Origin of the sequence: Sporosarcina sp. FSL K6-5500, from assembly GCF_038005665.1 — a bacterium.
Classification (GTDB): domain Bacteria; phylum Bacillota; class Bacilli; order Bacillales_A; family Planococcaceae; genus Sporosarcina; species Sporosarcina psychrophila.
In genome coordinates this window covers 2,603,614-2,629,714 of sequence record NZ_JBBOTP010000001.1, presented here as the reverse complement: position 1 = coordinate 2,629,714, position 26,101 = coordinate 2,603,614, and the positions used below count along the sequence as shown (strand labels likewise).

23 protein-coding genes are annotated in these 26,101 nt (G+C 37.2%); 7 read left to right on the top strand and 16 right to left on the bottom strand.

Going from position 1 to position 26,101, the window contains the following annotated elements:
- Positions 1-310: 310 nt before the first annotated feature.
- The 4 genes from MKX62_RS12570 to sstT form a co-directional block, all read right to left on the bottom strand.
- A complete protein-coding gene (locus tag MKX62_RS12570; RefSeq protein WP_187046767.1) occupies positions 311-1,120 on the bottom strand; it encodes a MerR family transcriptional regulator in 810 nt (269 codons plus the stop codon).
- Between the two features lie 380 nt (positions 1,121-1,500).
- The gene (locus MKX62_RS12565) at positions 1,501-2,232 is read right to left on the bottom strand and encodes a class I SAM-dependent methyltransferase (RefSeq protein ID WP_340741568.1); all 732 of its coding nucleotides are present in this window, start codon (positions 2,230-2,232) and stop codon (positions 1,501-1,503) included.
- A 610-nt stretch (positions 2,233-2,842) separates the two neighbouring features.
- Positions 2,843-3,763 carry an HNH endonuclease gene (locus tag MKX62_RS12560; RefSeq protein WP_187046765.1) on the bottom strand — a complete coding sequence of 307 codons (921 nt, stop codon included), beginning with the start codon at positions 3,761-3,763 and terminating at the stop codon, positions 2,843-2,845.
- 188 nt (positions 3,764-3,951) lie between these two features.
- Entirely contained in the window at positions 3,952-5,184 is a 1,233-nt protein-coding gene (gene sstT / locus MKX62_RS12555; RefSeq protein ID WP_187046764.1) for a serine/threonine transporter SstT, read from the bottom strand.
- A gap of 752 nt (positions 5,185-5,936) precedes the next feature.
- Here sstT and MKX62_RS12550 point away from each other — a divergent pair.
- From MKX62_RS12550 to MKX62_RS12540, 3 genes are all read left to right on the top strand, one after another.
- The gene (locus tag MKX62_RS12550; protein ID WP_340741567.1) at positions 5,937-6,371 is read left to right on the top strand and encodes an SMI1/KNR4 family protein; all 435 of its coding nucleotides are present in this window, start codon (positions 5,937-5,939) and stop codon (positions 6,369-6,371) included.
- Positions 6,372-6,582: 211 nt separating this feature from the next.
- A complete protein-coding gene (locus tag MKX62_RS12545) occupies positions 6,583-7,275 on the top strand; it encodes a hypothetical protein (protein WP_340741566.1) in 693 nt (230 codons plus the stop codon).
- Positions 7,276-7,499: 224 nt separating this feature from the next.
- Positions 7,500-7,910, top strand: coding sequence for a hypothetical protein (locus MKX62_RS12540; protein ID WP_187046761.1), 411 nt, complete (start codon positions 7,500-7,502; stop codon positions 7,908-7,910).
- 51 nt (positions 7,911-7,961) lie between these two features.
- Here the strand turns inward: MKX62_RS12540 and MKX62_RS12535 are convergent, their stop codons facing one another.
- The 3 genes from MKX62_RS12535 to MKX62_RS12525 all read right to left on the bottom strand — a co-directional run bounded on the left by MKX62_RS12535 (position 7,962) and on the right by MKX62_RS12525 (position 9,230).
- On the bottom strand, positions 7,962-8,459 hold the full coding sequence (locus MKX62_RS12535; protein ID WP_340741565.1) for an LURP-one-related/scramblase family protein: 498 nt from the start codon (positions 8,457-8,459) through the stop codon (positions 7,962-7,964).
- A 125-nt stretch (positions 8,460-8,584) separates the two neighbouring features.
- Positions 8,585-8,953, bottom strand: coding sequence for a hypothetical protein (locus MKX62_RS12530; RefSeq protein ID WP_340741564.1), 369 nt, complete (start codon positions 8,951-8,953; stop codon positions 8,585-8,587).
- Positions 8,913-9,230, bottom strand: a complete 318-nt coding sequence (locus tag MKX62_RS12525) for a general stress protein (protein WP_067206226.1) — start codon at positions 9,228-9,230, stop codon at positions 8,913-8,915. Before MKX62_RS12525 ends, MKX62_RS12530 begins: the two co-directional genes overlap by 41 nt.
- A 345-nt stretch (positions 9,231-9,575) precedes the next feature.
- Here MKX62_RS12525 and MKX62_RS12520 point away from each other — a divergent pair, with 345 nt between their 5' ends.
- Positions 9,576-11,960 carry a polyprenyl synthetase family protein gene (locus MKX62_RS12520; protein WP_340741563.1) on the top strand — a complete coding sequence of 795 codons (2,385 nt, stop codon included), beginning with the start codon at positions 9,576-9,578 and terminating at the stop codon, positions 11,958-11,960.
- Positions 11,961-12,497: 537 nt separating this feature from the next.
- Here the strand turns inward: MKX62_RS12520 and MKX62_RS12515 are convergent.
- The 4 genes from MKX62_RS12515 to MKX62_RS12500 all read right to left on the bottom strand — a co-directional run bounded on the left by MKX62_RS12515 (position 12,498) and on the right by MKX62_RS12500 (position 16,055).
- Positions 12,498-13,184, bottom strand: coding sequence for a DUF4956 domain-containing protein (locus tag MKX62_RS12515; protein ID WP_340741562.1), 687 nt, complete (start codon positions 13,182-13,184; stop codon positions 12,498-12,500).
- On the bottom strand, positions 13,153-13,962 hold the full coding sequence (locus MKX62_RS12510) for a polyphosphate polymerase domain-containing protein (protein ID WP_187046757.1): 810 nt from the start codon (positions 13,960-13,962) through the stop codon (positions 13,153-13,155). Before MKX62_RS12510 ends, MKX62_RS12515 begins: the two co-directional genes overlap by 32 nt.
- A 115-nt stretch (positions 13,963-14,077) precedes the next feature.
- Positions 14,078-15,376: a sensor histidine kinase gene (locus MKX62_RS12505; RefSeq protein WP_340741561.1), complete on the bottom strand. Its 1,299-nt coding sequence runs from the start codon at positions 15,374-15,376 to the stop codon at positions 14,078-14,080.
- Positions 15,369-16,055 carry a response regulator transcription factor gene (locus tag MKX62_RS12500; protein ID WP_340741560.1) on the bottom strand — a complete coding sequence of 229 codons (687 nt, stop codon included), beginning with the start codon at positions 16,053-16,055 and terminating at the stop codon, positions 15,369-15,371. The genes MKX62_RS12505 and MKX62_RS12500 overlap by 8 nt, the downstream gene beginning before the upstream one ends.
- Before the next feature lie 293 nt (positions 16,056-16,348).
- Between MKX62_RS12500 and MKX62_RS12495 the strand changes: the two genes are divergently transcribed.
- Positions 16,349-18,397, top strand: a complete 2,049-nt coding sequence (locus MKX62_RS12495) for a carbohydrate-binding domain-containing protein (protein ID WP_445683530.1) — start codon at positions 16,349-16,351, stop codon at positions 18,395-18,397.
- A gap of 210 nt (positions 18,398-18,607) precedes the next feature.
- On the opposite strand, the gene MKX62_RS12490 is transcribed toward MKX62_RS12495, so the two are convergent.
- Positions 18,608-19,117, bottom strand: coding sequence for a YfiT family bacillithiol transferase (locus MKX62_RS12490; RefSeq protein ID WP_187046753.1), 510 nt, complete (start codon positions 19,115-19,117; stop codon positions 18,608-18,610).
- A 203-nt stretch (positions 19,118-19,320) separates the two neighbouring features.
- On the bottom strand, positions 19,321-19,962 hold the full coding sequence (locus MKX62_RS12485) for a YfbR-like 5'-deoxynucleotidase (RefSeq protein ID WP_067206211.1): 642 nt from the start codon (positions 19,960-19,962) through the stop codon (positions 19,321-19,323).
- A gap of 620 nt (positions 19,963-20,582) precedes the next feature.
- On the opposite strand from MKX62_RS12485, the gene MKX62_RS12480 reads away from it, so the two are divergent.
- Positions 20,583-22,007 (top strand): purple acid phosphatase family protein, encoded by a 1,425-nt coding sequence (locus MKX62_RS12480; RefSeq protein ID WP_187046752.1) that lies wholly within the window; start codon positions 20,583-20,585, stop codon positions 22,005-22,007.
- Between the two features lie 389 nt (positions 22,008-22,396).
- The gene (locus MKX62_RS12475; protein WP_340741558.1) at positions 22,397-22,939 is read left to right on the top strand and encodes a tetratricopeptide repeat protein; all 543 of its coding nucleotides are present in this window, start codon (positions 22,397-22,399) and stop codon (positions 22,937-22,939) included.
- A gap of 419 nt (positions 22,940-23,358) precedes the next feature.
- On the opposite strand, the gene MKX62_RS12470 is transcribed toward MKX62_RS12475, so the two are convergent.
- The 3 genes from MKX62_RS12470 to MKX62_RS12460 form a co-directional block, all read right to left on the bottom strand.
- Positions 23,359-23,943: a hypothetical protein gene (locus MKX62_RS12470; protein ID WP_340741557.1), complete on the bottom strand. Its 585-nt coding sequence runs from the start codon at positions 23,941-23,943 to the stop codon at positions 23,359-23,361.
- A gap of 803 nt (positions 23,944-24,746) precedes the next feature.
- Positions 24,747-25,562: a lipid II flippase Amj family protein gene (locus tag MKX62_RS12465; protein ID WP_340741556.1), complete on the bottom strand. Its 816-nt coding sequence runs from the start codon at positions 25,560-25,562 to the stop codon at positions 24,747-24,749.
- Positions 25,563-25,711: 149 nt separating this feature from the next.
- Positions 25,712-26,059, bottom strand: a complete 348-nt coding sequence (locus MKX62_RS12460; protein ID WP_067206194.1) for a VOC family protein — start codon at positions 26,057-26,059, stop codon at positions 25,712-25,714.
- Positions 26,060-26,101 lie beyond the last annotated feature (42 nt).

Here is a 26,101-nt window from a genome sequence, read left to right as displayed (position 1 = left end):
TTCCATAGGTTCCATTGGGGATAGATTTTACGGAACATTGTTACGAAGACAAATGTAGACGTCCATGATGATAGCACGAGTAATATATCTACTACGGGCTGAGACTTAAAAAAAAACATCGTCAGCCCTATGACAAGAAGAAATACAAAGAACATGACATAGGTCCATATAATATACTTTTTTACCATTCCACTCAAACCAAACACCCTCCTATATATATAAATAACCAATAGAACAGTTTGCACTTGTTCCATTGGTTATAAAGATAAACTATGGTGTTACCCCCAGGTCAATATCAATAAAAAGTATTTTACTCTTCTTCAACAGGAACATATATTTCTAAGAAGGCTCGTTCTTTGTTATCAAGATATGTAATAAGACGAGTATTAACAAAAGCAACCCCTTTTGGTTTAAGTCCTTGTTCGTTTCCCCATTCCACAGTAGATTCAAAAACTTTATATTTAATATCACTATTTCCATTTTGATACCTGCCATCCTCAACAATTGTATAGATGCATTTAGAATATTGTAAATAACATCCGATATTTTCCTTATGTATCGTTTCATGCTTTTCAACAATATACATCTTGGAATCTAGAAACCCGTTTTCATCAAAAGTAAATTTCCTCATGATTTTGCTAAGAATATCATCCTTCATCATATCCATATTTTGCAATAAAGCAGGATACTCCAGAAAGGAATAAAAGTCAGAAAACTCATCAATTACTTCATAGGTTGGGAATTTCCTTATGGAGTATTGGTTTAAGTGTTCTTTTAATTCCTCACAGAATACTTTTGTTTCTTTTATTTTTTGAAGCATGAATTTTTTATTTCGTATGGTTTCTTCTAATTGTTCGGCTTTTACTTCTAATAAAGTTTCCAGTTCTTCTATTGCTCTTCCTTCTTGTAGTTTTCTAACTTCTTTCATCGATAAGTTTCTCTTTATATAAAAATCCGCTACCAATAATGTATATATATCATAATCATTATACTGTCGATAATTATTTGATTCATCATGGTTTGGTTTTACAATTCCTTGTTTCTCGTAATACCTAAGTGCATCTCTTGATACACCTAGAATTTCAAATAATTGACTTGTTCTATAAGTATTCCTTTCCATTCCATATTGACCTCCTAAAGATATAATATTCATTGAGTAATTTTAAATAATTACTATACAATCACGGACCTTATTAATATGACCGAATATTTATTCTCAATCTTCATAATTATGTTAACATAAATATTCAATTAAAGTTTATCTCCCCTCTAAGCCATCCTTTAGAGGGGAGATAACTTTAATCATTTTTAAAAAATAATAAATCTTTATTTATATAATCAAAATTCGTATTAAATGAATAATCTTTTTAAAAACTATAAGTAGGTTTTCTTTTTATTCTTGTTCAACTAACCTGCCCAGTTAGTTGAATAAAAAAAAGCTTTACTCATTAATGAAGTAAAGCACCTGTTAGTTCAACATTCAGTATTAGGTTATCTATTTTACTTCACACAAGAAAAAGCCAGTACAATAGGAATTCGTTGTCTTCTAACAAATTCATCTTCACTACTAAAATGTTCACGCTTTGGTGTACCCTCGCGTAAATCTAGAACTGAAAAACCAGCTTGTTTAAGTGCTATAAAATAATTTTCGATTGTTCGATGATACTTAACCACTATTTGGTCAATCCAAGGCTCTTTTCTTTCCCCCTCCTGGAAGTAGTCATCGACAATCCAATTACCGCGTTTATCTCCAGATTGCTTACTAGCAAAAGACGAAGTTGTAAGTGGATGCTGGATACTAAAAACAAATCTCCCGTTTTCTTTAAGTGTTTTATGAACATCTCTAAACAGGCGATTAATGTCTGAAACATAATGGATTGCAAATCGAGATGTCACAAGATCAAATACTTCTTTTGGATAATCATAAGATTCCATTGTTTCAAAGTGTATTGTCCCGTTTTGTTGAAGTATGTTAGAGCGTGCCACTTCCACCATTTGTTTCGAACCTTCTACTCCTGTGTAGTTTTTTGCTCCTAAATGTAAGAGTTCTTTTCCAAACGATGCATCACCACACCCTAAATCTAAGACGCTACTATCTTGAAAACTCCCAATTAACTCATAGATAATTGGTCCTTCAATTGCATTATTTGGACTATCGTTTCTCTTTCTTCTAATCATATAATTTTTCAAAAAATCGGTTTGATCATAGACGCTAGGTCCTTTAAATTCCATCGAAACGTCTCCCTCTAAAACTTGAGATGTCGGGCGAATCATCGCCACATACACAAATTAATTTATTCTATCAGTTGTTTTCTAGAATTGACAATTAGGCAGTTATTTACTTTTCAATAAAATTTATATAAAAAATTTCGCTATAACGATTCCTTATTGAACTCACCTGCCGCGTTAGTTCCAGAAGAACAAAGAGCTGCATTTGGTTAGGATACGCTAACATAGAATGGCATTATAATGCTTTTGGTGTTTTTTCCAATAACGACCAAATTAACAGCTATCTATTCGATTTGTGGTGTACTTATGTATATACTTGTTCTTTTATTGTTTCTCGGATATCTAAGGACTTTAAAAATCGTAAAGAACGCAAATAAATAAGAATGAACGTTATTTTTTTTCTTATTGGTTAAAGTAAACAGTCTGCCCTTAACGGACGCGATTGTCGAACAATGTACATGCGCCTTTTTACTAGCCAGATCCGAATAGTTCTTTAATAATTGGATGTAAATATATACAAAACCCAGCAAACTTCACATGAGATTTTTGCTGGGTTTTAAAGTTGGATGTGCAAAATGACGCCAAAAGTGACAGCCATAGCTTCTACACTATCTTATTTTTTAAATAGATTTTTTTTATGCCACTTGAAATAAGGCTTGTTCTCCTCAGTTCGGGCGATTTTCATTTTTGAATGCATACTGTACTTTTCATAATCCTCTTCCGAAATCTGTGATGAAATATGCAATCTACCTTGTCCATCGAATGCGATAAATCCATTCTCATAGAGCGCATCATGATTACAACATAGAAGGACACCATTATAAGGATCCACTCTTTCAAAACTCGTACCGTCTTTCCATGGCTTAGAGTAGCTTGCGCGAAGCAGTGCAGGTAACTCAATCTCACAAAGAACACATTTGTGATCCCAGAGTGGTAGTAAACCTTCCCTAAACTTTTGTTGCCCTAAACGAATCTTTGTTTTCAATTCCGATTCTGTTTCAGCAATCATGGGAATGAATGTGTTACGTTCTGTTTGAAGCACCGTACCAATTGCTAATTCGAGCTGCTCTTCATCTACTTGATAAATATTAAGGTCGCCAATTAATTCTATTAACTTTATTGCTAATTCCTCATTGCAAGGATATAAATACCCTTGATTACCATTTGCATCTGTTTGAAATGGTGAATACTTAATTGGCAGAAGCGGCAAAATGTCATCAAATTTCGAGAGTACATTCACAGGTACTTCAAGTTCATGATAGTCCAATTCCACTAAATACCCATCATCAATCAAACGTTCTTGATTTTGCATAGTTGACGGATTACTCGCTATCAAGCATCCTGTTTTAGCAACACTAATCGCCACAATATTTCCTTTTACATAATGAAATATGCGATCCCCTTCATTTACCTCTATCATTCGTAGCCGTGAATGACGTTCTTTCCCACTACTGTCTTGTTGCAGTGACCAAATGATTCCTAATTCTTTTTCTTCTTGATATGTCTGACCTTGCATCACAACGAAACTTTGCATGTATGGAACACTCCCTAAATCGCAATTCAACTAGCTCTATACTCATTATAGCTGTTTTTTTCCTTTAGGCTGCTTATTGTAGTTTCAAATTGACCTGAATGAGTAAAAAAATGATTTCTGCACAACCAAAAGCCACGATCGCCGAATCATCTTCGGTAATCGTGGCTTTTAATTTTTCATCGTAATTCTTAAGACTTCACAGTAACTACTTTACCCTCTTTACGTTCCTTAGCATATTCAGCTGTAGCTGTGAACAGTACGTCAGAAGATGAATTCAGTGCAGTTTCACAAGAATCTTGAACAACACCGATGATAAAGCCTACGCCAACCACTTGCATAGCAATATCATTTGGAACTCCAAATAAACTACACGCTAGCGGGATAAGCAAAAGTGATCCGCCTGCAACACCTGATGCACCTGCTGCAGACACAGCCGCAACAACAGTAAGAAGAAGTGCAGTCACAAAATCAACTTCAATCCCAAGCGTATGGACTGTTGCGAGAGTTAGTACAGCAATTGTAACGGCTGCACCTGCCATATTAATAGTAGCACCTAGAGGAATTGATACTGCATAAGTATCCTCATCTAAGCCAAGTTCTTCACATAACTTCATATTTACAGGAATATTTGCAGCTGAACTGCGTGTAAAGAATGCCGTGATACCACTGTCTTTTAAAACCTTGAAAACAATTGGATAAGGATTTCTGCGTATATAGACATATACGATTAACGGATTCACTACAAGTGCGATAAACAACATACATCCAACTAAAATTAAAACTAATTTACCGTATACAAGTAAAGCAGAAAAGCCAGTTGTTACAATAGCATCAAAAACAAGCCCCATAATACCAAGCGGTGCTAAATTGATCACCCATTGCACGACTTTAGTAATTGCATCTGAAAAACTACCTAACACATCTTTTGTATTTTGATTGGCATTTTTCAATGCAAGTCCAAGAACAACTGCCCACATTAAAATACCTAAATAGTTAGCATTGAGTAATGCATTAACTGGATTCGCAACTATGTTAAAGAGTAATGTTTCAAGAACTTCAACAATACCTTCTGGTGGAGAAAGCCCTTCTGCTCCTGTTGTCAATGTTAGTGTAACCGGGAACATAAAACTCACAGCGACAGCGACAGCCCCTGCTAGGAGTGTACCAATCGCATAAAGCCCAAGAATCGCTTTCATATTCGTTTTCGTACCGCTTTTATGCACGGAAATTGCGTGCATAACTAAGAATAATACTAAGACTGGTGCCACTGCCTTTAATGCACCGACAAATAAAGAACCGAAAATGGATACCCAACTTGCTGCAGTAGGAACGATTAAAGCTAAAATAAGACCGGCAATAATACCAATAACTATCCTTTTTACTAGACTTATTTGATTCCATTTAACAAATAAATTTTTCATTATACTATCCTCCAGATTTTTCTTTAAACTCGTATTATAAAAAATGCACAATCACTTCTCCACGTTGAGGCAAAATGTACTTATTTCACCTTGAAGTAGACTGAAACTTTATTTTAACACATCCTTTTTAGAATTGTGCATTATATTAGAATACTTTTTGTGGTTTACTATTAAAATCGTTTGGGCGCTAGTCAAAGATTTTGGATCATATGGACAGTGTAGGTACATAATGAAAACAAAAAAACAACAATCACTGAATTTCCTTCAGTAATTATTGCTTTAAATCCCATAAATTACATTCAATTTCACGAATGTTTTTATGGATATGGTGGGAATTGGGCCCGCCTAGGACAGTAAAAAAGAGAGCCATTATAACTCTCAAAAATACGATTAATAACCAGATCAAATAATATTTCGAGTATCGAATCTTTGAAATCTCACCCACTTAACCTATTTAACGCTACTCTATGACATCTCATTCGATAAGAGCAATCTGTACAGGTTCTACGTGTAGTTCATCATAAATGATTCTAAGACACTTAAACCTGCTCGTCTCGTTGAAATAACAGGTAAACAAACTGGCTAGGCTTACTCACTTCCCTACACCAATATTTGTAAATAAGTTATACTATATCATGAACTGATATGCCCGTTGTTCAACTAACGAGGCACGATAGTTCAACAAGGATAACATATGAACAGTGGTGGATTATTGAATGTTAGAAAACCTTAAAGGGGGCAGGGATTAAATTATGTGGAAGAATTACATTGAGAAAATATCGAAAGAATATCATTTCAAAGCACCAGCAACCAATTCTGAAATAACTTTTATAAAAAAAGAATTAAATATTGAATTACCAAAAAAATTATTAGACCTATTAAATGAAACAAATGGAGTATTTGACAAATTTGATTGTCCTTTGATTTGGTCAACTGGAAAAATAGTAGAAGACAACTTGTTTTTTAGAAATTTTGATGACTATAAAGATATTTATATGCCATTTGATAATTTAATGTTTTTTTCTGATGGGGGAAATGGGGATTTGTTCGGTTTTGCCATATTAAATGGGAGTATTCAAAAAGAGGACATATATGTATGGAATCATGAGGATGATAGCCGAACTTGGATTGCTTCTTCGTTAGAAGATTTTATAAAAGGTTGGATTACTTCCGAAATTTCTATATAAATAGGAGGTTTCGTTCTTAACCAAACGGGTGTTTTGCTTCAATTAGGGGTTAAGCACCCTTTTCTTATTCAACTAAAAGAGCAGAATAGTTCAATAAGTGGATTGGATTTATGTGGTGAAATTAATTATTCAACTTACATGGCAAGGTAGTTTAATAAGAAGGAGACAAGGTAGGATAGACTAATTACGATGAAAAGGGAGGACTATAATTATGGATCGAATTTATTTTGTAGACAATCCTTGGCCTAATGGTCATCGAATAATCAACTTTAAGTGGAGTGCACATTTCAAATATGAAGAAGAGGAAGTATTGAAAGAAAGAACAGGATTGTATTTCGATTTACATTTGGAAACTACAGATTATTATGAGGAAGATTTAGATTTAGATGAGAATGACGATGAAGAAGTAGACGATTGGCGCGCTAAGATTGTATGGAACAACTATCATAGTTGTACTATGTCATCTCAAGAATGGGATTATAAAGGTTTTCATGTAGGAAGTGATAAGGCACCATTTGACCTAGAGACACTAGATGGAAAGGCATATGAAATTGACTTTCTATCCAAGGATGAACAGAAAAACTTGAATCTAGATTTGACTGCATTTGATGTTTATTTGCTCGGTCACGATGCGACAGCCTATCATATTATTAAGTTTACTAAGGAAGAAGGCCAGTCTTATCAAATTGATTGGAAAGGTAAGTTGGCGCTGGCTTATACAGGTGATTACGAGTTCAGATATGATTTTCATGCATTAATTTCTTCTACGTCATTTAGCGGAATTACTATTCCTGATGAAATAACGGATTATAGGGCCTATGAGCTTCTAGAGCGCTTCGTTAGTAAACCAACATTATTTGAATTGCAGAATGACAATGGTAAGAGAAAATTTATATTTAAATAACGATATGACTTGAATATTTATGGGATGTTACGTTTTATAAAGGCTTTTCGTTGCTATTAGGCAGTATTAGCAAAGGGGATCGATAGTAGCTCAAAGGTGAAGCGATTGAGCTTATCCGGTCGTCTGCTGTTACGGTCAATCTATCTCGTTGAATATCTTCTTTTTATTTACCTTGCCGTAGTTTTTGTAAATAAGAAAGTCACAGTTTAATAGGGGTGTAATTTATGTTAAGAAAATGGATTTTATTAATTGGTGGAGCTGCATTAACTTCTTTAATACTTAGTTTGTTTTTTGTTAATAGGGCTAGTGAAGATCCCATGCTCGCTAGAAAGATTTTAGAGCAGGCGGAAAGTGGTACAACAGAAATCTCACTGTCTACTTTAACTGATTTTGACTGGGAGAAGGCATCAGTCTATGGACCATATACAACAGTAGATGTCATAGAAGAATCATTGAATGTTGAATTTAAGGGTAGTATCAATGGAATTGATTTTAGAGAAGATATTTTTCTACTCGTATTTGCTAAGGGAAACCATGCTATAAAAACGGTGGTACTTTCAAGAAAAGTAGGTAATTATTACGAAAAGAACGGTATGCTGACACCAAAGAATGATCTATTAATTATTAAAAAATAGCTGATATTGACACTTTACTGGTCTGGTCTGGTCTGGTCTGGTCTGGTCTGGTCACGCCCCACCCCCAGCCGCCGCAGCAGACTGGGCTGCTTTTGCGCAGTCAATCGCCACAACAAGCGACACGAGAAGTGGTTCCATCTCATCCTCTACAATTATTAACTGGTAGCTATCGCCCCATGTGAACCACTTTTTGCTGACAGCACCAATCAGTTCCCCATTTCGGTATACTTCGAAATCCATATCCCACCAATTCCCCTGTACTTCTATCCCTGCCACGTCAATTGAATACCGTGCTTTTAAAAAAGAAAATTCCTTCTTTATCGTTACCATTTCTTGGCCATGTACTTCGACAAAAAAAGTCGGTAGAAAACTAAACGTTTTTTTCGTGATCATCGCCACTTCTTGACAAGCCACATCCATAATCGAAAACGTCTTCGGTATTTGCATAAAGCTTCCTTCTACGAAATACACTTCATTCTCTTCTTGATCCTTCACCGAAAACTTGCCGCTCAAACTAAATACCTTTTGCTTAATATACAACTGTCTCATGTAATCCCCCCTGTACTAGAAACCCCTTTTCAGTAAAACCCGTTCTCTCTACTACGTATCGGATGACAATACGTTTCACTTTCTCCATAAATATATGGGGAAAACATATAGTCTTGCTACTCTACTCAAGCCCGCATCCGTGCCAACACCCGCTCCCCCGCCCTAGCATGTCCTAAATAATTCGGATATGCGACAACTTTGTTACGGTGGAAGTATAATATATTCGCAGCATCCATTTCATCGAAATGAAAAAGCTTCGGCATTAAATGGGAGGCATTGGTCATTCGTTTTGGCGTCTCTCGGAACATGTCCTGATGGAGTGCGTGCGCTTCCAAAACATTCTCACTGTAATAAAATGCGAATAGTTCTGGCTCTCTAGTTTCAATGACGTACAGCTTAATCTTGCCAATACTTAACTGATTTCGTGCAACCATTTTCGAAATTGCCTCGTCGTCATAGTCGATGGCATCCAGTAATTCGGAATCTTCCTCCACTTTCACTTCCCCCTCGGCAATTGCCCAAAAAGTCCGATGGGCCAACTGAAACAGGTCTTGTACAGTTGCGATGTTTTACGATATTTATTTCTAATAGGCCCGGCATATCTGTTTCTTTATTATAGTAATTGTAACGGTATAAAAAACCGATCACATCCGCATCATTTCTCACAATGTAAATATCATTATCAGAATACCCCTGTGTTTTTAACTCGTCGATCTTATTCAAAACCTCAGTTTCATTTTGGAATGTGCCTACAAACTTTTTGTAAGCCATATCAATTTGCCTTCTAAGATTTTTATTATTTTACGCTTACCATGGTTCCATCAAAAGCCGGGAGTTATTCAACAAAAATCCAGTAATATATCATCATGAAAAGCCCCCAGCTGAAATATTCAATAAAAAAGTGTTAGTGTTGGATAGAGAAATTGAGTAAGGAGCAATGGTAAATCGTAGGATTGTTAGAGGCTGTGTATAGCTTTCTTATGATGAAAATGTTATTTTGAATAAAATAAATTTAGTTTTTGTGAAAAGTTTGGGATAGTGTTTAGATTATTAACATTGATTTGATCAATATTGCATACATATATATGAAAACTTAAAGTAGAGGTATTGATTAGTATGAATGAGAAGTTACTAAAAAATGCCGATGCATGCTATCGGTTGGCTGAGCAGGAGGCTGCTCATTATTTTAAATCACTTTCTGAACAGCTCGTGCAAAACATGGTTGCCCCTGTTTTGATAAAAGATATACAGTCTTGGAAACAGAACCATATTCATCCTTTCCCGTTATTATCTATTTTTTCGCGTGGAAAGGGAAAAACTGGTTCAGAGGGGTATCACACTTATATCCAATGGCTGGATTACACAGGTAAACTAGATAATTATTTGGATCGGAGCATTTCCTATATTTACATGCGAGATTTGGGTAAAGCCTTGGACTCACCTGACACACAGGCCAGGGTTCAACGTACAGTTGATAGTTTAAAAAATCACCTAATTGATTCCAATCCGAAAAACCCTGGAAGTAAATTGGAGATGTTTACTATGGCTGGGATGTATCGGCTTGCCCAGAAGGAAGGCGTTGAATCCACCATGATCTGGGTGATGGACAAATTAAAGACTGTATCATCCCATATTCCAGAGGGGATGGATGCTGAGGAAGCCAAGCGGAAACTTATCAAAATCATAGTCGGGGTCATCCTGCATGTGGTTGAAGAGATGGACGCTGAGATTACGCCTGAAGAACGTACCCGGAAGCTCGAAGAAGCGATTAGGCTGGGGTATTCCTATGGTCTGACGTATCCATTCATTGACGACCTTCTGGATGCCGGTGTTTTATCAAATCAAGAGAAAAAACGATATTCCGATTTAATACGGTCCACACTTATCACAGGATCTGTTCCTGAATTGGATCAGTGGACTGGAAAAAACGCGGAATTCATCAGATTTGCCCATTCGGAACTCCGAGATGCCTTTGAGTATATTAAGAGCCTTCAACGACCAGAGACAAGAAAAAGTTTTTTCGAGCAGTCTTATGTGTTTTTCAATTCCCAGGAAGTGGATCGCGTAAAGGTTCTATCCAATGCGAATTACACCAATGAAGAACTTTATATACCTGTCATTTTAAAATCCTCTTCTTCACGCTTGATTACCCGTTCAGTCATAAGTGCTCCTGAGGATGAGGGCTTCCATAACCGAACATTTTTATATGGCATTTACAACCAGCTAGCGGATGATTTTGCGGATATGTTTGATGACTTAAATGAAGAAAGAGTAACACCCTATACCTATTATTTGAAATATCACGATAAGCGCTCGGACCTCATAAATCCCTTTGAATTGTACTGGGCAGTCATCTATAATTTGATCCATAATGTCTATCGCTCTGATAGCAAGACGCGTGAGGTGATACTCGATCGTGCCATAAACGGGCTGAAACGATTTAAAAAACGAATGGGCACTAATAAATACAACGAAGTTATGAAGTTATTTGCTTCGGGAAATCCTACATTCAACAAAGTCATCCAACGTATGGTTCGAAAAGCGGATGATGTGGATTTCTTTGATAAACTGCTTCGAGATCATATGATTACGAATCTGAAAAGTGAACGGAAAGAGCAGGAAGCCTTTTTAGATACAATCGAAACTGTACGTGACCAGATCAACGACGTATTATCTATTTCCGAAATAGGAAATACCTCTTCGATGAGTGAACCGATAATCGATGCGGCAAATTACAGTCTGAAAAGTGATGGAAAGCGACTAAGGCCAATCATGACTTGGGTCATGGGTGTGAACGAATATGGATTGGATAAGTCATCAATCGTCCCGCTTCTGAGATCATTGGAATATATGCATACGGCATCCCTCATTTTTGATGATATGCCATCCCAAGATAATGCGCCCAAGCGTAGAGGGCGTCCAACCTTACATCAGGTGTATGACGTTGCCACAGCTGAATTAACTGGACTTTTCCTGACCCAAAAAGCGGTTGAAGAACAAACATCTCTTGACCAGTACGATCCAAAAACGGTGCTACGCTTGATTCGATATTCGTCCCAAATTGTAGGGGATATGTGTAGAGGACAGGCGATGGACTTGGATTCCAGAGGGAAACAATTGACGCTGGAACAATTGAATACGATGTGCTTTTATAAGACCGGAATCGCATTTGAAGCTTCTCTTATAATGCCTGCAATTCTGGCCCATGCAACGGAGTTGGAAATGGAAGCTTTGAAAAGATTCTCCCGTCATGCCGGCATTGCATTTCAGATTAAGGATGATCTGCTTGATGTGGAAGGAGATCAGAACGTACTCGGGAAACCCATTGGAAAAGATGCTGAAAACAACAATACGACATTTGTATCAATCCTAGGTGCTATCGGTGCCAGAAAAGCGATGTGGGAACATTATTGTTTTGCAATGGAAACGTTACAAGAAATTCCACGTAATACGACTTTTTTGAAGCATTTATTGAATTATCTCGTGAACCGAGACCGTTGAGTTTGTTGGTTTCCAACAAACTCTTCGAAGTCTTCAACCAAAGCCCTGAGCTGTCCAACGAACTCAGCCGAGTGTCCTACCAACAACGAGGTTTCCATCAAACTCTTCGAAGTCTACAACCAAAGCCCTGAGCTGTCCAACGAACTTGGCAAAGTGTCCTACCAAAGCTTCAAAGAGCCCTACTAACAACGAGGTTTCCAACAAACTCTTCGAAATCTACAACCAAAGCCCAGAGCTATCCAACGAACTCGGCCAAGTGTCCTACCAAAGCTTCAAAGTGTCCTACTAACAACGAGGTTTCCAACAAACTCTTCGAAGTCTACAACCAAAGCCCATAGCTGTCCAACGAACTCGGCAAAGTGTCCAACCAAAGCTTCCAAGTCTTTAACATGGAGGGGGAGAATTGTCCCTTAAGGTTTTGATCATTACCTGCTGTGGCCAAACTATAAACATTAAAGTACAGCAAGAAAAAAAAGCCGTCTCCTCGATTTTTAAAAATCGTAGTAGACGGCTTTTTTCATAATTCGGTCTTACAGTTCAGTCTCGCATCTCAAGATAAGATAGGGATACTTTCAAATTCGCGTTGCGTACACGAATTTCATTCAGCAAGTCCTGATCTTTTGTATCGGTCTTGCTTCGGATGGCAAATGTATAGAGAATCATCGTCCCCAAGTTCGTTGTTTCAACTTGTCGAAGTTGGAAGTATTCGGTTTTTTCATTCAAGATATCGTCGAATAAATTTTCGTGATTTAGATTTTCAGGGACAGTTACTTTAAGGATTTGCATATCTTTCCCTTTTCCATAGTCCACTTTGTATAGTATATAGAAAATCAGACTGGAGAATAACGTCAATGCAATGGCCAGAGGGAATTGAAACAGTCCTGCTGTCATCCCGACACATAATCCGAAAAAGATGTAGGCGATATCCTTGGCGTTCGTCACGGCACTTCGGAAGCGGATGAGGGAGAATACGGCGAATAAACCAAACGCCACACCGGCATTTCCGCTTACTACGTTCATAACAACTGACACGACAACACTCATCATAATGATTGTATGGACGAACGCTTGTGAATAGCGCTCTCCTGTAAATGTAATTTGATACACTTTCGTAATGATTAAACTGAGGACCGCAGCAAGTGCCATCGCGGTAATACTCATCCACATGGTCGGAGTGGCTCCTTCCAATCCATTAGATGAAAACAAGTTCGTGATCTGAGCCATTTTCTATTCCTCCTGTTAGTTGTTTTTCCAATTCTTTCGGTTCAAAGTATCCTACCTGCGGTAATACATCTCCACTCAGCAGTTCCATACTGGTACAAAACTTTGATGCACTGCGCTGCTCACACTGAAGCTCCTGTAAAATACGTGTTAGCCAAAGCGGCACACTGTGATCGACTTTCACTTCTAACACGACGAGATCTGGATCGATGAAATGCGTTCCGTACGAACCATTCTCGATATGCAGATCTTCTTTACGGCAACGTAAGTCGAAATCGAAGGTAATTCGCAGTTCTGAATCATGAATACCGTGCAATGCGTGACGGCTATACGATACGACCATTTCGGGACGTAACTGATAGAACTTACGGAAGTAATCAATTTCCTTCATGACTTGCGAATTGGAAGTTTTGTAGTGATCCAAGCCCGCTTGACCGTCTTCCTCTAAATAGCGATACGCCTCCCCTAGCGGCAAAAGCATCCGTCTTTTATTGACGACTTTCTTATGTTTCTGCTTCACTTCAAAAAATGCCACGCTTTTAAGATTTGCATCGTCGTATACGCGTAAACGTAATTTCTGGCGGTATTTTAGTTTGTTTTTGGTCTCAAAATAAATGCCTTTCTCCGCATTGTCAAAGTACAGGCTAGTGACTGAATATTTTCCATCGACGCCATTCTTATCATTTCGCATCTCTGGTCCAATCCGTTCCACAAGTTCTTCGTATTGGCGGCGAGTGATTAAATACTTTTGCTCTTTCCGACTGAAGATTTCGATCGCCATATCTATCTACTCCTTTTTGCTGTCGCTCTATGAACTAAATACTAAAAGAAGAACCTTAAACAAACCTTAAAACAATTTAACAACACAAAAAAAGAGATCACGATGATGTGATCTCTTACTTTGGAAGTTTGACTATAAAAGTGGTTCCTTTATTCTGGTTACTTATCACATGAATCGTTCCATTGTGCATCGATACGATCCACTGGGCGATGGACAATCCTAAGCCCATGCCTCCAGTTTCCCTAGTTCGGGCTTTGTCTTCTCGGTAAAAGCGATCGAAAATATATTGGATATTTTCTTCTTTGATCCCGATCCCCGTATCGCTCACTTCAATTACAACTTTCTGATCCTCGCCATATGTTTTCACACGAATACTATCGTTTTCGCTCGTATATTTTAAAGCATTGTCCACTAAAATTACTATCAGTTGATGCAGCCGAGTTTCATCTGCTTCTATAGTAAAAGGGCTTTGACAATTTAGCGAAAAATGCTTATCCTGCGACTCAGCAATTTCCTTATAAGGCGTACATACGCTTCGGATGAATGTATCGATATGAATGGATTGCTTCATAATCTGTGTTTCTGCCGAATCTGCTCTTGCCAAGGTCAATAAATCCGAAGTGAGTTTGGACAAACGCCTTGTTTCAGACAAGCTTAGGGCTATATTTTCAAACCTATCTGAAATTCTTTCTTGCGGTGCTGTTAGGAGAAGCTCCAGCTTATTTTGAATAATCGTCAAAGGCGTCCTGAGTTCATGTGAAGCATTTTCAACAAACTCCGCCTGCTTATTCCAAGAATGAATAATTGGTTTCATCATCTTTTTAGATAAGATGAAACTTGCAGAAATAGAGAGGACGATGAAGATGACCGACCAGATAATGAACAGTTTCTCAAAGTTGGAAATGATGGTTTGTTCAGCATCCACGTTGATCATCAGTTGTGTATAGGCAATTTCATCCTCATCATTATGGTATTCAAAAAGAATATATCTAAAGTGATACAGTTCACTGATTTTCGTCATTGTAATTTTGTCCATAGTTGTTTTATCCAGCTTATAATCGGTTAGATAGTTTTCATAAAATAAGGTTCCGATTTCATTTTCATTACGTATATTTCCTGCGTTATCCCAATGCATGACAATCACCCTGGGATTTGGTGCATTTTTCCGTCTTTCTTCATCCGGCACAGGCTGATCTAAGTCTCCATCTTTAAGAGGCGGCCGTAACCCCTTTGGATTGTTATCCGTCATCATTTCTTGAAATGATAACAGTTCCTCGTCTGTCTTCGAAAATAATGTATTTTGAACTTGGCCGAAAATGATAATACTAAAGATCGTGAAAATCACAGTAAAAGCAATCAAGTTGAAAATCATAAATTTTAGCTGCTGTTTCTTGAAAATTAGTTTATTAAACATTCCCTTCACCATGGTCTTCCAGCATATAACCTAGCCCACGGAAGGTTTTGATGTATTGATCATAACCAAACTTCTTGAGACTTTTTCGTAAATTACTGGCGTACACCTCTACAACTGTTGTAGAAGTATCAGACTCAAATCCCCAAATTCGATCAAAAATCTGTTCCTTAGTCAAAATAGCGTTTTTATTGTTCATCAAATACTCCAGTAAATCAAATTGTTTTCCATTCAATTTAAGTGTTTCCCCATTAATTTCCACAGTTTTATTTTTGATATTCAAATGTAGTTCCTTAAAAGTTAGAATATTTTCCTTTAATAAACCTCCTGATCTCCTTATCATTGCCTCTAGCCGAACTAATAGTTCTTCTCGATGGAAAGGTTTCACTAAATAGTCGTCTGCTCCCATTTTAAAACCCTTAATCTTGTCATCAATTCCATCTTTGGCTGTCAGCATAATGACAGGAGTCGTGATATTTTGCTTTCTCAAATTTTCTAATACCTCATAACCGTTCATATACGGAAGCATAATATCTAAAATAATTACATCAAAAATATTTTGCTGTGCAAGAAACAGTCCTTCCTCTCCATCGAAAGCCTGCTCGGTATCGAACATTTCCTTTGTTGTTTCACATATTGATTCAGAGAGATACTTGTCATCTTCAATGATTAGTAATTTCATATAGTGCCCCCCTTGTATCATTTATCAACGTTTTAACTTAATTCAACAGAAGTCCCCCACTTCTATAAGTGGTGAGATGAATGCTAGATATGCCTTCAAAATCTGGACGCAATCACGCCGAGGCGTGATTGATATCGTTACGATAGATTATAGGTCCAACTGAAATAAAAGCAAACTTTAATTTCGCATTTCCTTTTTTAAGCTTTGTTTAAGGTTCATCCTAAATAATAGGGTTCTTAGCAAAACATCATCTGAAAAACGGATGAAATTTCATTTGCAAGAAGGAGCTTATGTTGAAAAAACAAAATTCTAAATTTATGAAGGTAGCCGCCTCTCTTATGTTCACCGCATCTTTGTTTGCTTGCAGCAATGATTCAGAAAAGGTAAGTACCAATAATGCGTCTACTGCAAAAGGTGAAAGCTTAAGTACGATTGGGGATCAAGAAATAGCTAGTGTTATTAGCGAGTATGTAAGCTATTCCGATGAAGATTTTTACGAGGATTGGGAAAACGCAACGTCTATTCAGTTGAATGGAAGTGGTGCCAGCTTTGAAGGGGATGGCGGAGTAGTCATCGACAAAAGCATCGTCACGATAACAACTTCAGGCGTGTATGAAATCCAAGGAAAACTGGATGATGGGCAACTCATTGTGGACACAGAAGACGATGGCATCGTTCGGCTCGTTTTGAATGGTGCGGAAATCCATTCTTCCTCTACTTCAGCAATCTACGTGAAACAAGCAGAAAAAACGATTGTTTCATTAGAAGAAGGGACTGAAAACGTTTTATCCGACGGATCTAAGTATGTTTATGAGAATTCAGAGGAAGATGAGCCAAATGCAGCGTTATTCAGCAAAGACGATCTCACCATTAACGGCAGTGGGAAACTAATCGTGCAAGGCAATTACAACGACGGAATCACCAGTAAAGACGAATTGAAAATTACAGGAGGAACAATCCAAATTAATTCAGCTGATGATGGATTAAAGGGAAAAGACCTCCTCGCTGTTAAAGATGGCAATATCCGTATCGAAGCGAGTGGCGACGGCATGAAGTCCACGAATGACAAAGATGCTTCAAAAGGGGTCATCGCCATTGAAGGAGGCAGTTTCGATATCAAGGCAGCTGATGATGGCATTCAGGCTGAGACTTCACTTCTAATCGCAGACGGAGAGTTCAACATTTCATCTGGCGGCGGCAGTCCTGAAAAAATAGCAAATGCTGAAATGGGTCGGCCTACCCCTGGAGAAACGGAAACAAGCACAACTGACGCTAGCTCTGAGACATCTAGTGGCAAAGGGCTTAAGGCAAATGAAGAAGTGGCAATTGGCGGGGGAAGCTTTCAACTGGATTCATTAGATGATGCGATACACAGCGACAACTCGATCACCATAACTGGTGGCGATTTGAAAATGGCTACCGGCGATGACGGCATTCATGCAGATACGTCCATTCTGATCAAAGGCGGGAACATCGACATCACGAAGAGTAATGAAGGGATAGAAAGTAATTCAATCACAATCTTGGACGGGAAAATTCATGTTAAAGCAACTGATGATGGCATTAACATTAGCGAAGCCGACGATAATTCTGACACGACTACTGAACAAGCGAAAGATCCTCTGCTTTCAATAAATGGTGGCTATGTTTATGTCGATGCAGCCGGTGATGGACTCGATTCAAATGGTTCCATATCCATGACAGGCGGTACCGTGATCGTTAATGGACCTACGAATAATGGCAATGGTGCTTTGGATTATGACGAAGACTTTGAAATAAGTGGCGGAGTTCTCATCGCTACTGGAAGTTCTGGTATGGCGATGGCCACTTCAGAAGACTCATCACAGCATACGATCTTGATGACTTATCCGGAGACACAATCTGCAGGAACCAAACTGCATCTAGAAGATAGCGAAGGAAATGAGATTGTGACATTTGCGCCCGCAAAAGACTATCAATCGGTCGTCATTAGTTTGCCAAAACTAACGAAAGATGCTTCCTATACCCTTTACTCAGAAGGGACAACGTCTGGTAAAGAAAGTGATGGTCTTTTTGAAGATGGTGACTATCAAGGCGGCACGAAAGTTGTGGAGTTCACAATTTCCGACACCGTAACATGGCTTGATGAATCTGGAATCACCACTGCAAAAACTTCTGGTCCTGGCGGTATGGGAGGTCCAGGTGGTAAGGGAGCGCACGGGGATATGGTACCACCGGAAGGGATGGAAGCTCCCGAAGGTATGGAACGACCAGAAGGGATGATGGAGCCATCAGAAGGGATGAAAGCTCCCGAGGGTATGGAGCCAGAAGGAAAAGGAAATATAAAAAGTTCTATAAAATAAATTAAAGGGTTCTCTTCAGAGGTCCAAACCATTTAGAAACAATAGAAAAGGGACTCAAAACCGCGATGGTTTTAGTCCCTTCTTTTTATTGTTATAGCAATGTTTACAGTTATTTCATGCTTAATTGGTATGTGAATTAACAGGCTAATTAACATCGTTACATAAAAATGGTTTACCGGAGTTTGATAAGCCAATTCCATACATCTTGTATTATTTTGATAATGCAATTTTTATATGGGCTAAGTGGTGCTCTTCGTGCCAAGCTAATTTTGCAACTTTTGTTGCAACTGTTATTTCACCGTTCTTCTGGTGTGTAAAAGCTCGATTTAATTGCTCTTCAGTTAAACTATATCCTAAAGATACGATGCGCTCATTTATACCTTCTAACATTTTAATCGAACTTTCTATTGGAAGCTTTGTATCCGGTTGAATGGCCCACTTTTCTTGATCAAAATCTGGTACTGTTGGATTCTCATCTGTTAAAGCCAGCTTCAAACGTTGATACATGTTCAACTGAGAGTCTGCAATGTGATGAACAAGTTGACGAACTGTCCAGCTACCATCCCGATATGTTCTGCTTAACTCATCATCACATAATGGATCAACAGTTTCTCTTAATCGAATCGTGTAAGTTTCGATTTCCTTTAGCCATTCTTGACTATTTTCTACTGTACCTTTTTCAGGAACTTGTAATTCTCCAATTGGAAATCTTACATCCATTTTCAATCCCCTTTTCCAAATTCGTTATTTCTCTTTCTATATATGTTGACATAAAGAATCCTCTCAACATCGCTTGGGGATGCCTCCCGCAATTAAGCCAGACAGAAAACCGTTGTCAGTGTTATTCAAGAAAATGGCCCGTTTGTGGAAGTTTAGCCTTGTACGTTAGTTTGCTTTAGAACTGGACATTTTTATGTATTTTATCAACCTCCGTGTTCTTCAATTATCCGCATTGCAATGCCCGTTAACTCCCCATGTTCAGTAAATCGTTCACTAAGCATATCCGTAAGAATATGTTCTAGGAAGTATTCTACACAGTTCATATCTTGAAACAGCAGTATTGTCCTTAATGCTTCTTCGTATATCTCTAAAAACAATGGTTCTGGATTATCCTTTTGAATCTCACCAAATGCTTCATAAAGCAAATCAACTTTATCAGCCACAGATAAAATGCGCCCCTCCAATGTCTCATCTTTACCTTCTTTAAGTCGTTCCAAATAAATGGCTTGAAACTCAATTGGAAGTTCCTTTTCTACAAACTTTCTTGTCATTTCTTCCTCTACTTCACTGAAGAGTTGCTTCAACTCTTTCGATGCATATTTTACAGGCGTCTTAATATCTCCTGTAAAAAGTTCCGCGTAATCATGGTTCAATGCTTTTTCATACAAGATTCTCCAATCCACTTTCTGCCCAGATTCCTCTTCGACTGTTCCAAGAAATTGCGCAATTTTTGTCACCTTAAATGAATGACTGGCGACGGAATGCTCCTGATATTTGAACTTTCCTGGACAACGAATAATTTGTTCTAAATCAGATAAACTTTTAAAATATTGATGTACACCCATCCTACTCATCACCTTTCTATATTTTTCAGGGCTTTCGTATAAAAAAATAGTCACACAGACGTTCATATTTACGACTAGAATAACACGTTTTTTTAAAAAAACAGAGCTATGTTCACTTTAAGCACTGTCTATAATTACTTTCCCTAATTCTAACTAAATTATGCAGGAAAGGGATTAACAACATACAACAAAGAATTTAATCGGTCAATTTAGTCAAATTGACGTGCTTCGGTAGTCTGTTCTGCTACTTCTCACTATTATGATTAACTGGGGCATCTGGATTGTTTCCTTTTTACAAATACAAAAAGACCAACTTCTATTTTTGATTATTATTGCCATTTTTTCAGAATCTTCACTCCTTCTCAGTATTTTAAAAGGACTATCTAACCCTTTAACTTTCAATAGGAACCTTCTAATTCCCTTTTTTCTTCGACTATCTGGCCCGAATCTGAAGGACGTAGTTTTTATTCAGTTACCCCACTATTATTCCGGATTAACAAATAAAATAGTATTAACAATTCTTTACACTATCAATATATAGGGTTAACAAACCTTATATATTAAAATGTTATAGTGAAATTACTGTCCATGAGGATGGACTATTACAATATAATTGGAGGATGATCTTCTTGAAAATCAAAAAAAAAATCATCTCAGTTGCCCTAGCTTTATCCATAGTGGGCGGAGTTGGCAGTACGCTCTCTTTTGCAACAGATAGTCCAAATCATACTGAAGTCAGCAAGGTAACTGTCACATTTAAAGGGGATACGACCAATTCTAAGGGACTCACTTGGTATACATCACTAGATTACAAGAATAGTGATTTGCAGGTAGTGAAAAGGAAAGGAGCGAAGAAACCTGATTTTAATAAAGCCTTGAAATTTTCAGGTACTGCTTCCCTCTCTACTAATTCCAAGAAAGAGTATGTACACAAAGCTGAAGCAACTGGGCTTAAAGCAGATGCTGAATACTACTTCCGTGTTGGAGATGAAGAACTCAATAACTGGAGTGAAATGGGTTCATTTAAGACATCTCCAAAAGATGGAACTTTTACATTTATTGATTTGGCTGATACCCAAGCTAAAACAGAAGATGAAGCAATTCTTTCATCCCAGACTATCTCTAAGGCTCTAGATACTGTCCCTAATGCTGAGTTCATTGTTCACAATGGCGACTTAGTTGACGATGGAGTCAAAGAGGAACAATGGGATTGGCTTCTAGGACATTCACAGGAAAGTTTGCTAAACACGACGTTTGCACCATCCGCAGGGAATCACGAGGATGAAAATTTTGCTTTTATCGATCATTTTAACTTTGATACACCTGAAAATTCTGCAACTGAGACAGGTGCTTATTATTCTTACGATTATAGTAACGCTCACTTTGTCGTACTTAATAGCAACGAAGACTCCGAAAAATACGCCAATTTTTCAGAAGAGCAAATTGAATGGTTGAAGGATGATGTGAAGGCAGCCAAAGCTGATGGAGCTAAGTGGGTTATTGTCAATATTCACAAGGGTCCTTACACGACATCTAACCATGCAACAGATGATGATATCCTAGATCCAAACGGTGTGAGAAATCAGGTGGCACCACTCATGGCGGAACTAGACATCGACTTTGTTCTTCAAGGACATGACCATATCTATGCACGTACTAAGCCTATCAAGAGTGATGGTACGGCTTCAGAAACCGAAAAAATTATTTGGACTAAAAAAGGACAAACCGTAGAATATACCGTAAATCCAGATGGTACGATTTATTTGATACCTGCTACAGCTGGACCAAAAGTGTATTACAAAAATCAAGCGCCCGAACTTGGATCAGCTTACTATAATCTCTTTGAAGTGGCAGATGAGAATCATGCAGCTATCTATGGTCCAGATCCGAACGATAACCGCCGTCCAGTACGCGGCCAAATTCAAAACTTCGTCGGTATCACTATTAATAAAGACAAATTGACTGCAATAACTTACGAGATCGATCAAAGCAAAAATAATGCAGAACCTTACATTGTCGATCAATTTGGGATTATCAAGAAATAATAACCCTTTAAACATACAATATGAAACTGTGTATAAACACCGACTTTTTTTCTTGCTTGCTATATTAATTCTTGATTTCTACAACAAATTCTTTCATTAACGTAACTGCTTTTTAGTTGAAGAAGAAAAGAGTGCTTCAATCCTATTACTTAGCGGTTTTTATTGTCGCCTCCAATACAACTGATTATTCTAACAGTTCATTGACATATATCAGCATAAACATTACTATAAAAAAGAACCTAATGTTCATTCTTGATTTCTAAGGAGGATTAAAGGACAATGATACTGTTTTTACAAAACCACTTTCAAAATTAATAAATTCCCCGCGAGTATTGTGATTACATCGTCACTTTGCCATTTGCAGTACTACATTTGAGGGAGTTAAAAAAATGAATGATAAAATAGTAAATAATACGGATAAAACAAATTTGCGTTTACTTTTAGACAAAGCTATTGAATTGCGTGAAGATGGGCGTGCTAAGCAAGACCAAGACATTCTGAAGGAAGCACGTACTCTCCTTTTAGAAATGGTTGCTACCTATCCAGATCATGCTGAAGTCAACTATCAGGCGGGAATTGCTCATGATAATTCTGGATTAGGCAAGGAAGCTATCCCCTATTATGTAAAGGCTCTCGAGCAAGGTCTCGCAGGACCAGATCTTCAAAGATGTTTACTCGGTCTTGGCAGTACCTACCGTGCTTTGGGTTACTATCAAGAAGCAGTTGAAACTTTACGTCGAGGTGTGACAGAGTTTCCTGAACACCGCGGCCTTCAAATTTTTTACTCAATGGCTCTGTACAATTCAAAAAACTATAAACAGGCAATGGAAATTGTTCTGACTAATTTGATGGAAACAACGTCTGATGAAAATCTTCAATACTTCAAAAGAGGGATTTCGTACTATGCTGATCACCTTGATGAAACCTGGTGATGATTGAAAATTATTAAGACTAGATGTTCTGATTTGAATCTAATTCGTTCTCTTTTAGATTGTTAAATAACTTATTTTAAAATAATTAAATTAAAACGCAGTGCAATTCATGAATGAATTCCTACTGCGTTTTTTTATGTATACAAAAGTTTTATAAGGGTTGTTTTCAACAAACGTATCGAATTAAAACCACTATTCCACAAAATGTCCCGTTTGTTGAACAAGAATATAATTATCTTCATACGCGAACCATCGATTCGCTCGCTGAATGACCTTGCATACGCTATGCACACCAGGTAAACATAACACCGAATCACAGAAGTAGTTAACTCCAATACGCAACAAGAAAAAAGTGTCTTGTAAAGGTAGTCAACTCTTCAACTAAAGCATTCCGTTAGTGCAATAAGAACACGAGTTACCTACGCAGTCCGTGTTCTTCGGCTAAAGACCATTCTTCCTAATCCCATGCATGAAATCATGATTATAATTGAAATAATGTATCCCAGTTTCCAACTATCAGGACTTTTGATTAGCATGAAAGTGATTAGGACAACTAAGAATATTCCTATTAAAAATAAGGGTATTCTTAATTTTGGTTTGTAGTTTTGTACAGTTATCATATCACTTGCAAGAAAAATATTGCTAATTGTCAAGTAACTTGCAGCCTCCACTAAATGAAATAAGGCAAAAGAATAAAAAAAGAAAATTAAAATAGAGTTATTAAACTCAATGTTTAGGAAAAGGAAGGATATAGGGATACCAATAAGAAGATTCACTATTATTCCCGCTATACCAACATTAAAATACTGTTTACTAGTTAGAGTTTGTGCCTTTTTTTCATCAACAGGCTGGGGAGTAGAGAAGAATAAATAGAATGGCACATGAACTTTAAAAGGATTGTCTTTGCATTTATATTTTGCATATACGACCCCATGTCCAACTTCATGTAACCAAATCACTAAATATAAAGCACAATAGCCAACTATAAAATATAAGAAAGTCATTTATTATCACCTACTCCGTATGCATACTATTATTTCTTCATCCTAAATAAAGTACTTCGACACCAATCTAAATATAACCTGCTTGTTCAACTAAACTGTCCCGTAAGTTAAGAAGGAAAAAGAGCTCGCTAAGGAGCTCCTGTTGTTGAACTAAAGCTACGGTTAGTTTAATAAGAACAGGAACTAACCAATCCTTTTAGAATAAAATCACGAGGAAACGGAATGCTCTTTCTTCTGTTTCCTCTTATAAAAATAAAGCCAAATAAAAAAGATTGTCCAAGATATTGAAGGAAATACTGGAATTACAGTAAATTGCATAATTAATATTTCTGCTATTACAGCTGGCACCATAATAATCAACCACATTCTAACTACCTTGTTTTTAAAACTTAGTTCAAATCGGTCACTCATATACCTCACCCCTTTTATCTTTAACTGAACTGTCCGTTACTTGAATAAGGTATCTTTCTACTACTAATACGTTCATTGCGACTGGAAAGTTTCACCAATTCAAACTAAACAGTTACTCTCTCATAAGTTGAACAGGGCTATTTTTTAATAGGGGGTACACCGTTGCAACGGCTGGAGTACATACTTTTCTTCAGTTGAATGACGAAAGGGCTGCCGTACGTCCTACAACGCCAACTGAATAGACAGAAAGGATGTTAGTCAGCATTTTGTAAAGTTTGTACAATAATTGAATTACAACAAAAAAGTCGAATTCCTATATATTGAGGAATCGACTTTTCTTATTGAATCTTGTTACAGTAACCCCCCCGTTAGTTGAACAACCTCGATAATTATTAAATCATAAATTTTGTAAACCATGCTACATATTTAGCACCGGGTATAAATAATACCTGTGCAAGTAGAGTTCCAAATAATCTTGAAGCAATCATCATTAAAGAAATGCTCTTTAGTGTAAAGTAGCTTCCCCTTTGATTAACTACATCGTCAGCATGAACAGAAATTTTGGGGTCAATAAATATTACAAGAAGAATAGTCGCAACACCATTTATGAGTCCAGATGCCATAATGGCTGTTGAAGCTCTATCTGGTGCCAATAATGATGCGTACAAAGCAGATAGTACCCCAATGGTATATATTGCAGTGATTATCATATTTACAAAAAATAATTTTAGAGGAATTTCTTTTATCCTAATATCTTTCAAATAACTTAGCTTAGGTAAACTAAAATGTTTTATCCCACGCTTTATATATTCAAAGGATATTCCCTTTTTAACTAAACTTGGAATTGAACCTCTTTCTTCTGATAAATGGATTATAGCTCTTGAAAATATGGCAATAAAAGTGGGTAATAAAAGGATACCAACTAATGTCCCAAATGTTGAAGCGCTTATAAGTATTCTATATTGGCTCTCTACAAATTCTAAAGTATTTTCAGTAGGTGCAGTATCTATAAGGCTTCCTGTAAAAGGTTGCTGCATCATATTAGCTAGTCTTGAAATAATAACCATTAAATTAAATAGAGATAGAGCAGAAGCAATCAATCTTACTCTTGCACCTGATAACCTAACAGCATAAGCGAGGGTTTCTATTGAGTGAATTACAAAAATAAACAAAAATATAAACAATAACTTTTCTGAAATAAATTCCAAATAAATTCCCCTACTTCAGCTTTTATAATTACCTAATAATACCACATAATCAAATTTCTTGTTTAACTCAACTGCCCAGTTAGTAAAAATGCGCCTCTACTTGTTGTAGAAGCGCACCCGTTAGCTTACTAGTTAATGATTACAACCTGCTACTTCTCCCAAAGCTCGATCAATCGACCTTCAGGATCTTTAATCCAAATGAACTTTCCAAATTCACTAATCTCTTTTTTCTTTGCAAGAGGTACACCAATATGTTCAAGATGCTTTATAGTCTCGTTTAAATCATGTACTTGGAAATTTAACATCACTTGTTGTTCTGTTGGAAAATAACTGTCATTCTCCGTAAAGAATGAAAAGATAGTCTCATTTCCTAATTGAGGTTTTATCACAGCCCCATTCCAATTGTCTATTTCAATTTTCAACACTTCACTGTACCATTTTTTCACAATTTCAAGATTATTAGTTCTCCAAAATATTCCTCCGAAACCTTTAATCATCGTCTCTAACTCCTGTCTGTCATCAAATTTTAGCTAACCGAT